13 protein-coding genes are annotated in these 10,028 nt (G+C 67.6%); 11 read left to right on the forward strand and 2 right to left on the reverse strand.

What is annotated here, in order from left to right; genetic code table 11:
- Window positions 1–872, forward strand: an 872-nt coding sequence (locus HZB86_10720; GenBank protein ID MBI5905997.1) for an MmgE/PrpD family protein, incomplete at its 5' end; no start/stop codon positions are given.
- On the opposite strand, the gene HZB86_10725 is transcribed toward HZB86_10720, so the two are convergent.
- Window positions 869–2,029 carry an AI-2E family transporter gene (locus tag HZB86_10725; GenBank protein MBI5905998.1) on the reverse strand — a complete coding sequence of 387 codons (1,161 nt, stop codon included), beginning with the start codon at window positions 2,027–2,029 and terminating at the stop codon, window positions 869–871. The genes HZB86_10720 and HZB86_10725 overlap by 4 nt on opposite strands.
- A 265-nt stretch (window positions 2,030–2,294) precedes the next feature.
- On the opposite strand from HZB86_10725, the gene HZB86_10730 reads away from it, so the two are divergent.
- Complete coding sequence (locus HZB86_10730; protein ID MBI5905999.1) at window positions 2,295–2,720, forward strand: acyl-CoA thioesterase; 426 nt, start codon at window positions 2,295–2,297, stop codon at window positions 2,718–2,720.
- Here HZB86_10730 and HZB86_10735 read toward each other — a convergent pair.
- Window positions 2,706–3,509, reverse strand: coding sequence for a U32 family peptidase (locus tag HZB86_10735; protein MBI5906000.1), 804 nt, complete (start codon window positions 3,507–3,509; stop codon window positions 2,706–2,708). The genes HZB86_10730 and HZB86_10735 overlap by 15 nt on opposite strands.
- Before the next feature lie 312 nt (window positions 3,510–3,821).
- Here HZB86_10735 and ndhC point away from each other — a divergent pair, with 312 nt between their 5' ends.
- The 9 genes from ndhC to HZB86_10780 all read left to right on the forward strand — a co-directional run.
- Entirely contained in the window at window positions 3,822–4,217 is a 396-nt protein-coding gene (gene ndhC / locus HZB86_10740) for an NADH-quinone oxidoreductase subunit A (GenBank protein ID MBI5906001.1), read from the forward strand.
- Window positions 4,214–4,759: an NADH-quinone oxidoreductase subunit B gene (locus HZB86_10745; protein ID MBI5906002.1), complete on the forward strand. Its 546-nt coding sequence runs from the start codon at window positions 4,214–4,216 to the stop codon at window positions 4,757–4,759. Before ndhC ends, HZB86_10745 begins: the two co-directional genes overlap by 4 nt.
- Window positions 4,760–4,792: 33 nt before the next feature.
- Window positions 4,793–5,239, forward strand: a complete 447-nt coding sequence (locus HZB86_10750; GenBank protein ID MBI5906003.1) for an NADH-quinone oxidoreductase subunit C — start codon at window positions 4,793–4,795, stop codon at window positions 5,237–5,239.
- Entirely contained in the window at window positions 5,236–6,396 is a 1,161-nt protein-coding gene (locus HZB86_10755) for an NADH-quinone oxidoreductase subunit D (protein MBI5906004.1), read from the forward strand. Before HZB86_10750 ends, HZB86_10755 begins: the two co-directional genes overlap by 4 nt.
- The gene (gene nuoH, locus HZB86_10760) at window positions 6,397–7,512 is read left to right on the forward strand and encodes an NADH-quinone oxidoreductase subunit NuoH (protein ID MBI5906005.1); all 1,116 of its coding nucleotides are present in this window, start codon (window positions 6,397–6,399) and stop codon (window positions 7,510–7,512) included. It abuts the gene before it with no gap.
- A 4-nt stretch (window positions 7,513–7,516) separates the two neighbouring features.
- Window positions 7,517–8,119, forward strand: coding sequence for an NADH-quinone oxidoreductase subunit I (locus HZB86_10765; GenBank protein ID MBI5906006.1), 603 nt, complete (start codon window positions 7,517–7,519; stop codon window positions 8,117–8,119).
- Window positions 8,116–8,649: an NADH-quinone oxidoreductase subunit J gene (locus HZB86_10770; protein MBI5906007.1), complete on the forward strand. Its 534-nt coding sequence runs from the start codon at window positions 8,116–8,118 to the stop codon at window positions 8,647–8,649. The genes HZB86_10765 and HZB86_10770 overlap by 4 nt, the downstream gene beginning before the upstream one ends.
- A complete protein-coding gene (gene nuoK / locus HZB86_10775; GenBank protein MBI5906008.1) occupies window positions 8,646–8,948 on the forward strand; it encodes an NADH-quinone oxidoreductase subunit NuoK in 303 nt (100 codons plus the stop codon). Before HZB86_10770 ends, nuoK begins: the two co-directional genes overlap by 4 nt.
- 4 nt (window positions 8,949–8,952) lie before the next feature.
- Window positions 8,953–10,028, forward strand: a 1,076-nt coding sequence (locus tag HZB86_10780; protein MBI5906009.1) for an NADH-quinone oxidoreductase subunit L, incomplete at its 3' end; no start/stop codon positions are given.

Here is a 10,028-nt window from a genome sequence, read left to right on the forward strand (position 1 = left end):
GAGCGGCGAAGGCGCTGCGCCTCGATCCGCACCGGATCGCGAACGCGGTGGCCATCGCGGGGACGGCGAACAACGCCCTGCGGGTCACCCGCACGGGGGAGCTCTCCCACTGGAAGGGGCTCGCCGCGCCGAACGCCGCGTTCAACGGGCTCCGCGCCGCTTTCCTGGCGATGCGGGGGATCACCGGACCGGGGGAGATGTTCGAGGGGACCAAGGGGTGGAAGCAGGTCGTCTCTGGACCGTTCGACGTCGACTGGGAGTCGGAGGACCTGGAACGGGTCCGGAGGACGATCCTGAAGAAGTACAACGCCGAGATCCACTCCCAATCGGCCGTCGAGGGGATCCTCGGGCTGATGCGGGAGGAAGGTTTCCGGGCGGAGGAGATCGACCGGATCCGGATCGACATCTTCGACGTCGCCCACCGGATCATCGGAGGGGGGGACGAGGGGGACAAGACGGTCGTCCGGTCGAAGGAGGACGCGGACCACAGCCTTCCGTACATCGTGGCCGTGGCCGCCCTGGACGGCGAGGTGACGCCCGCGCAGTACGCGCCGGGCCGGATCGAACGGGAGGACGTTCAGCGGCTGCTGCTGCGGGTCGACGTGGTCCCGGACCCTTCCCTCTCCGGCCGGTTCCCCGGGGAGCTTCCCTGCCGCCTCTCCGTGGGACTGGCCGACGGCCGGGTCGTCGCGAAGGAGATTTCGGGGTACGAGGGGTTCCACACGCAGCCGATGTCCTGGGGCCGGGCCGTGGAGAAGTTCCGCTCCCTGGCGGCCCCGATCCGGAACCGCGACCGCCTCGGCGCCGTCGTCCAGGCGATTTCGGGGCTGGAGAGCATCACGACGCGGGAGTTGACGGCCTGCCTGTCCTAGTCCCCGAGCCAGAACCCGATCCGGCGCGTCGACGGGACGTTCTCGAGGACGCACTTCAGCACCGCGAGGATGGGGATCGCCAGCAACAGTCCCATCCCGCCCCACAGCCACCCGAAGAACAGGAGCGAAGCGGTCGAGGCGGTCGCGTTCAGGTGGACCTCCCCCCCGACGAGCTTCGGGGTGAGGTAGTTCGCCGAGACCAGGTGGAGGAGGGTGACGCTTCCCACCACGACGAGGAACGGCGGGAGCGAGTTGAAGTAGACGACTCCGACCAGGACCCCGGGCAGCAGCGCCAGGGGGAGTCCGAGGTACGGGATCACCGACAGCGTCCCGGAGAGCCCTCCCAGGACGATCGGATTCGGCAGCCCCGCCGCCCAGAACGCCAGGATCGTCGCGAAGGAAAGGATCCCGACGAGGATCGCGTTCCCCAGGAGGAACTTCCGCATCATCCGCTCGACGTCGAGAAGGATCACTCCCACGGTATGGTGGTACTCCTCCGGGAACAGTTCCCTCGTCCGGCGGGTGAGCGGCTCGCGGTCCGCGAGCATGAAGTACACGAGAAACGGGATGAAGCTCAGCGAGAAGACCACGCCGGTCAGGGACCCCAGGTTCTTCAGGAGCGCTCCGACGATCGATTCGGCGTCCCGCGGCGACAGCCCCCCCACCCCGGCTCCGGGCCCCCCGGACCCCCCTCCGGGGAGGAACCGGCGCCCCGCATCCTCCACGATCCGCGCCGCGTTCCGGGCCTTCGAGACGATCTCGTTCACCAGGGGCGCCTCCTGGATCTTCTCCAGGAGCGTCGGCAGGTCGGTCACGAAATCCACGGCGGTCGTGTAGGCGAAATACCCCAGTCCGTACAGGAAGGCGATGAAGAGGAACACCACGATGCCGCTGGCGAACTGGCGGCGCATGCGGGTCCGCACGCAGATCACGTGGACCAGCGGCTCCAGCGCGAACGCGAGGAGCATCGAGGAGAAAAGGGTCATGAAGACGGAGGCGGCGAAGTAGAGGAGCGTGAGGACGCCCAGCGCGGCCAGCACGGTGGCGGCCGCCCGGATGAGGTTCAGGTCCGGCCCGGGGCGGTTCTCCCGCCCGGCTCTCCCCGGCTCCTCCTGCAGGTCGGGGTACTCCATGTCGGGGTCCCTCGGATCGACCATCCGTCCAATGTACCGTTTTTCCCGGTTTCCGCCTACGCCCGTTTGACATTCGGGCCCGCAGGCGCGATCCTTAGTGTTGCGTTTCATAATTACGGCGACGCGTTTGTTTTCGACACGGCACCGAGAGCGCTGATGCGCCGGTCCGGCAAGGCGCGCGACTGAGGCGTACTGTTAAGTACGGCGCAAGGAGCGCAACGCAGCCGGGGCGGATGCAGCGGCGCTCGAATGCAGGCGTAATTATGAAACGCAGCACTGGGGGTACGACATGTCGACCGTCCCGTCGCACACCATCGAAATACGCGTCCGGTTCGGCGAAACCGACCCGTACGGGGTGGCGTACTTCGCGGCCATCCTCGACTACTTCAAGCGCGGGATGGACGAGTTCCTCCGCTCCCGCGGGATCTCCCCCGACCTGGCGTACCGGAACCCGAAGCGCCAGTACGGGTTCCCCGTGGTGGCCACCCGCTGCCGGTACCGGGCGCCGGTCCGGTTCGACGACCTCCTGACGCTGCGGACGCGGATCGTTCGCGTGGAAAAGAGCGGCGTGACCTTCGGTTTCTCCCTGTTCCGGTCCGAGGCGGGGAAGGACATCCTCGCGGCGCAGGGAGATGTGTCGTGCCGGTCGATCGACTCGACGTGGAAGCCGATACCGCTGCCCGCGTCGCTGAAAGCCGTGCTAACGTCCCGCTGACCGGGGAACGGCCGCGTCGATCTTCGCCCGGAACCGGGCTACGATCCCCCGGACCGCCGCCGGCGGGAGCTCCCTCCCCTCGATCTTCACGACGTCCACGCCCGCCTCGATCCACGCCGGGAGCTCGTCCTCCAGCGTGCGCGGCTCCCGGGGAACCGGGAGCTCCCTGCAGACGAGCCGGCAGCTCCCCCCCCGCTTCGCGGACGCGGTTCCCCCTCCCGTCCCTTCCGCGGCGTACCCGGTCAACCCGCACTTGCCGTGGAGGAGGAATTCGGGGCGGCACCAGCCGAAGACCTCGATCCGGAGGCCGGACGCCCGCTTGATCGCCGGGACCTCCTCCGGACGGACCGCGGAAGGAAGGACGATCGCGTCGGCCCCCAGCTCCCGGTACGCGACGGCGTCCTCCGGGTTCACGGCGGACAGCCCCACGGAGGCGCAGATCGGGAGGCCGGGGAACCGGCGCCGCAAAAGGACGATCAGGCCCGGGTCGTTCAGGATGACCTCCGCGACGCCCTCCTCCCGCAGGCGGGCGACGGCGTCGAGGAGCGCAGGCACCCCCCCGGAGAAGGGGACCGCGTTCACGGCCGCGTGCAGCCGGGCGCCCGCCTTGCGGCACGTATTCGCGGCGGCCCCGGCCTCCTCCAGGGGGATCCCGGCCCGACCCCCGCGGGAGAGGGACCGGATCCCGACGTAGACGGCGTCCGCGCCGGCTGAAAGGGCGGCCTCGACTGCCGGGAGCGACCCGGCAGGGGAAAGAAGAAGGGGGGGAGCCGTACGTGGCGGGGCCATGTCATATTATACATACCGGCGTAGCCGCCGCAGGAGGGGGGCGCAGTGAGGTAAAGCGCAGCCGTGCAGGTTCATCGCACGGCGAGCCACGAACGGAGCCCCCCTCCGAGGCGGCGTAGCCGTTTGGGAAGCCGGGGCGAGGTTTTTTTTGGTTGACTTGGGGGGATTCCCGAGTATCGTATTGTCGATTGTATACACAAGAACCCCCGAAGCGCCGAGTCGTTCCTGAACCCGGTGCGCGTGCCGTTTCCGCGCCCCGGAGGGGCGATTCCGTAACCCCATAACCGCAAGCGAGGCGGAATCGGACGACCCATGCTGTACGAATACGCAACGGTCCTCGTGTTCATCGTCCTGGGGGCGGTCACCGTCGCCCTGATGCTGGGGATGTCGCGCCTGTTCGCCCCGAGCGCGCCTTCCGCGGTCAAGCTGTCCACCTACGAGTGCGGCGAGGTCCCGTACGGCTCCTCGTGGGTCCAGTTCAACATCCGGTTCTACGTCGTGGCGCTCATCTTCATCATCTTCGACGTCGAGGTGGCGCTCCTCTACCCCTGGGCGGTGGTCTTCCAGCGGCTGGGATTCCTGGCGTTCATCGAGGCGTTCATCTTCATCGTCATCCTTCTCGCGGGCCTCGCGTACCTGTGGAAGGAGGGGGACCTCGAGTGGGTCCGCACCCTCCAGGACGCGCGGGGCGGGAAAGGGCTGAAATGAGCAACGACCCCGCGCACGGCCGCCCGCCCGCCCCCCCGGGACACGGCGCCGCCCCGGCTCCCGCCGTGGGTCCGGAAGCGCACGTCCTGGTCGGGAACGCGGACCTGTTCGTCAACTGGTCCCGGAAGTCGTCCCTCTGGTACCTCCTGTTCGCGACGGCGTGCTGCGGGATCGAGCTGATGCAGGCGGGCGCGTCCCGGTACGACCTCGACCGGTTCGGCGCCGTCTTCCGCGCCACTCCCCGGCAGTCGGACCTGATGCTGGTGGCCGGGACGATCACCCACAAGATGGCCGACCGGGTGAAGCGCCTCTACGACCAGATGCCGGAGCCCAAGTACGTGATCGCCATGGGGTCGTGCGCCAACACCGGGGGCCCGTTCTACAAGGATTCGTACTGCGTGGTGAAGGGCGTGGACCTGCTGATTCCCGTGGACGTCTACATCCCCGGCTGCCCCCCCCGCCCGGAAGCGCTGATCGACGGGATCCTGCGGCTGCAGAAGATCATCATGAAGAAAAAGAACGTATACGGCGCCAAGGCATAAAGGGAAACGGTGGAAGCGAAGGCGATCTTCGACATGCTGAAGGCCCGGTTCGGCGACGCGGTCGTGGAGCTGCAGTCGGAAGGGTTCTCCCCCGCCTTCGTGGTGGTCGCCCCCGCGGCGGTCCGGGATGTCGCGCGGTTCCTCGCCGACGATCCGGCACTCTCCTTCGACTCCCTCATGAGCCTCTCCGGGGTGGACTACAAGGACCGGCTCGCCGTGGCGTACCACCTCCACTCGCTTGCGCACCGGCACGCCGTGGGGCTCAAGGCGTTCCTCCCGACCGAGTCCCCGGAGCTCCCCACGGTCGACGATGTGTGGCCGGCCGCCAACTTCCACGAGCGGGAGGCTTTCGACCTGTTCGGGATCGTGTTCACGGGGTCGAAGGACCTTCGCCGGATCCTCCTTCCCGAGGACTGGGAAGGTCACCCGCTGCGGAAGGATTACAAGTACCCCGATTTCTACCACGGGATCAAGGTATGACGGCCCGGCCCGAAGCGCTCCCCACCCAGGAGATGACGATCAACATGGGGCCGCAGCACCCGAGCACCCACGGGGTGCTCCGGGTGATCCTCACCACCGACGGCGAGGTGGTGACCCGCGCGGTCCCCGACATCGGCTACCTGCACCGGGCGCTCCCCGACATCGGCTACCTGCACCGGGCGCTCGAGAAGATCGGCGAGCGCGTCACCTACGCCCAGTTCATGCCGTTCACGGACCGCCTCGACTACCTCGCGGCGATGAACTGCAACTGCGCGTGGGCGTGGGCGGTCGAGAAGCTGGCGAAGATCGAGGTGCCCGAGCGGGCCGAGTTCCTTCGCGTCATCGTCTGCGAGCTGAACCGGATCTCCTCGCACCTCATCGCGTTCGGGTCGTACACCGCGGACATGGGCGCGTTCACCCCGTTCCTGTACGCCATCCGCGAGCGGGAGCGGGTGAACGACCTGTTCGAGATGATCTGCGGCAACCGCCTCACGTACAACTACGCGCGGATCGGCGGCGTCTCCGGCGACGCCCCCCCGGGGTTCCTCGAGAAGACGAAGGAGTTCCTCGACTACTTCGAGCCGAAGATCGACGAGTACAACAACCTGATCTCCTACAACAAGATCTTCGTCCACCGGCTGGCCAACGTCGCCGTGGTCCCCGCGGCGGAGGCGGTCGCCTACGGGCTGACGGGCCCCAACCTGCGCGGTTCGGGCGTCTCCTTCGACCTCCGGAAGGACGAGCCGTACTCGGTCTACCCGAAGTTCGATTTCAAGGTCTGCGTCGGCACCGGGGAGCGCGGCACGCTCGGCGACTGCTTCGACCGGTACATGGTGCGGATCAACGAGATGCGCGAGAGCGTGAAGATCGTGCGCCAGGCCCTGGCGATGATCCCGGAGGGGCCGGTGCTGGCCAAGGTGCCCCGCGTCTTCAAGCCGCCGGTCGGCGAGGTCTATGTCCGCACCGAGTGCCCGCGCGGGGAGACCGGGATCTACGCGATCAGCGACGGTTCCACGAACGCCTTCCGCCTGAAGATCCGCACCGGCTCCTTCGTGACGATGAACATCTTCGAAAAGATCACGAAGGGGCTGATGATCGCCGACATCGTGGCGGTCATCGGAAGCTTCGACATCATCCTCCCGGAGATCGATCGGTAGATGGAGGCGCTGACCCTATCTCTCGTCAAGGCGGTGCCGGCGCTCGGAGCCGCGCCGCTGTGGGCGGTTTCGCTCCTCCTGATGGTCGCGTCGGGGGTCGTCGTCCTCGTGTTCGCGCTGACCTTCGAGGGGGTCGGCTCGCTCGTGCTGCGCAAGGTGGCGGGCGACATCCAGGCCCGGATCGGCCCCAACCGGGTCGGCCCGAACGGCATCCTGCAGTTTCTGGCCGACGGCGTGAAGCTCGTCCTCAAGGAGGACATCGTCCCGGCGAAGGCGGACGCGCTGCTGTTCAAGCTGGCGCCGTACCTCGTGTTCGTCGGCTCCTTCGCCGCGTTCGTGGTCGTTCCCTTCGGCGTGGGGCTCTCCGCCGCCGACCTGAACATCGGGATCTACTACGTGATGGCGGTCACCTCGCTCGTGGTGATCGGCGTCCTGCTCGCCGGGTGGGCCTCCAACAACAAGTGGGCGCTGCTGGGCGGGATGCGCGCCGCGGCGCAGATCGTCTCCTATGAGATCCCGGTGGGGATGGCGCTCATCCCCGCGGTGCTGATCGCGGGGTCGCTGTCGCTGCAGGACATCGTCCGTTCCCAGGGCGGCCTGTTCGGCCTGTTCGGGTGGAACCTGTTCCACAACCCGTTCACCTTCTTCTCCTTCTTCCTGTACTTCACCGCGGCGCAGGCCGAGACGAACCAGACCCCGTTCGACCTCCCCGAGGCCGAGTCCGAGCTGGTATCCGGCTACAACGTGGAGTATTCCGGGATCCGGTTCGGCCTCTTCTTCCTCGCCGAGTTCGGGGACATGTTCATCGTCGCCGCGCTGGCCACCGCCTGCTTCCTCGGCGGCTGGAACGTCCCGTTCATCCGGGCGGAGGCGCTCCCGGGGATCTGGGGGAGCCTGCTGTCCCTCGGCGTGTTCCTCGGGAAGGCGTTCGCGATGGTGCTCGTCATGATGTGGGTCCGCTGGACGCTTCCCCGGCTTCGGGTCGACCAGCTCATGCGGATGTCGTGGAAGTACCTCGTGCCCCTCACGTTCGTCAACCTCCTGGGCGTCTCCCTCTGGCTGCTGGTGTTCGACGGCAAGGGGATCCCCGAGCTGATCGCCTCGCTGGCCGGATGAGCGCATGGGACTGAGGGAATACATGAACGACATCCTGGAGGCCGTGGTCACCACGGCGAAGGGGATGCGGATCACCGCCCGGTACGGCGTCGACCCGAAGGAGGAGGTCACGCTCCAGTATCCCGAGGAGCGGTGGGAAGTCCCCGAGCGGTTCCGCGGGTTCCTCCACAACGACGTGAAGAAGTGCACCGCCTGCACCATGTGCGTGAAGGTCTGTCCCGTCGACTGCATCTCGCTCGAATCGGTGCGGGGGGCGGACAAGAAGATGGTGCTGGCGTCCTACGACATCAACATCGGGCGGTGCATGTACTGCGGGCTGTGCGTCGAGGTGTGCCCGCCGAAGTCGCTCACGCACACCGGCGGATACGAGAAGGCGTCGACGGACCGCGGCGAGCTGATCCTCCACTTCATCGAGGAGGACGCGGCGGAGGTGAAGGCCCGGGTGGCGCGCCAGGTGGCCGAGGCCGCCGCGAAGGCCGCCGAAGCCGCGAAGGCCGCGGAAGCCGCCAAGGCCGCAGAGGCGCCCGAGGCTGCGGACCCGTCCTCCGAAGCCGGCAAGGCCGCGGGCGGGGACCCGAAGCCGGCGAAGGAGGAGCCCAAGGAATGAACGGACCCGCCGACGTCATCTTCTACGCCGCCGCGGCGCTGACGGTGGGGGCGGCCGTCCTGGTGGCCGTCCTGCCGAACATCCTGTACGCGGCGGTCGCGCTCCTGTTCTCGTTCGCCGGGGTGGCGGGGCTCTACGTCCTCCTCTCCGCCGACTTCCTGGCGGCGACCCAGGTGCTGGTGTACGTCGGCGGCATTGTCGTGCTCCTGCTGTTCGCCGTGTTCCTGTCGAACCGGATCGCCGAGGCGAAGATCACGAACCCCACCCACTTCCGGCTTCCGGCCGCCGTCATCTGCCTGGTCCTGTTCGGCGTCCTCTCGTACACCGCCGTGTCCACGCCGTTCGCGGTGAAGAAGGCGGTCTACCTGCCGACCACCGCGGACATCGGCGAGCTGCTGATGACCCGGTACCTGCTCCCGTTCGAGGTCGCCTCCGTCCTCCTGCTGGCGGCCCTGATCGGGGCGGCGCTCATCTCCCGCCCGGAGCGGGGGGTCCCGGAGTCCCCGGAGATGGAGGAGGGGAAGCGATGACCCTCGACAAGCTCCTCGTCGTCGCAGCGGCCCTGTTCTGCTGCGGCCTCTACACCGTGTTGACCCGGAGGAACGCCGTCGCGGTGCTCATGGGGGTGGAGCTCATCCTGAACGCCACCAACATCAATTTCGTGGCGTTTTCCCACTTCCTCTCCCGGGTCATGGGCGGCCAGATCTTCGCCGTCTTCGTCATCGTCCTGGCGGCGGCCGAGGCGGCGGTGGCGCTGGCCATCTTCCTTCGGATGTTCGCCACCGCGGGGACGGTGGAAGTCGACTTCGCGGACGAGTTGAAGGGGTAGCCCGGTGATCCGATACGCGCATTTCATCCCGCTCCTGCCGCTGCTGTCGTTCTTCATCAACATCGCCGTCGGAAAGCGGCTGCCGCGGAAGGGGGACTGGCTCTGCCTCGCGACCATCGGGACGGGGCTGGCGATGTCGATCGGGATCTTCTACGAGGTGTTCTCCGCGTACGATCCGAACTTCAAATACCACGTCGTCGTCCCGTGGCTCAGCATCGGCGACCGGTTCGTCGTGAACGCCGGGGTGCTGGTCGACAACCTCACCGCGATCATGCTGGTGGTGGTGACCGGCGTGTCGACCCTGGTGCACCTGTTCTCGGTCGGGTACATGCACGGCGACCCCCGGTACAACCGGTTCTTCGCGTACCTGTCGATCTTCTCGTTCTCGATGCTCGGGCTGGTGCTGGCCGAGAGCCTCTTCTTCATCTACGTCTTCTGGGAGCTGGTGGGGCTTTCCTCCTACCTGCTGATCGGCTTCTGGTTCGAGAAGAAGTCGGCGGCGGACGCCTGCAAGAAGGCGTTCATCGTCAACCGGATCGGCGACTTCGGGTTCCTCCTCGGGATCCTGGTCATCTTCGCCACCTGCGGGGTCCTGGGGTACGACGAGGTGTTCCGCGCGGTCGGGGACGGGAAGCTGTCGGGGACGCTGCTCACGCTGGCCGGGATCGGGATCTTCTGCGGCGCCGTCGGGAAGTCGGCGCAGTTCCCGCTGCACGTCTGGCTCCCCGACGCGATGGAGGGGCCCACCCCGGTGTCGGCCCTGATCCACGCCGCCACGATGGTGGCCGCGGGCGTCTACCTCGTCGGCAGGATGTACCCGATCTTCACCCCCGACGCGTTCCTCGTGATCGCCTACATCGGGCTCATCACCCTGTTCATCGCCGCCACGACGGCGCTGGCGCAGAACGACATCAAGAAGGTGCTCGCCTACTCGACCACCTCCCAGCTCGGGTTCATGGTCATGGGGCTTGGCGTGGGTGGCTACACGGCGGGACTGGCGCACCTGGCCACCCACGCGGCGTTCAAGGCGTGCCTCTTCCTCGGCTCGGGCTCCGTGATCCACGCCGTCCACAGCCAGGA

This window comes from Deltaproteobacteria bacterium, from assembly GCA_016234845.1.
Taxonomy (GTDB): domain Bacteria; phylum Desulfobacterota; class Deferrimicrobia; order Deferrimicrobiales; family Deferrimicrobiaceae; genus JACRNP01.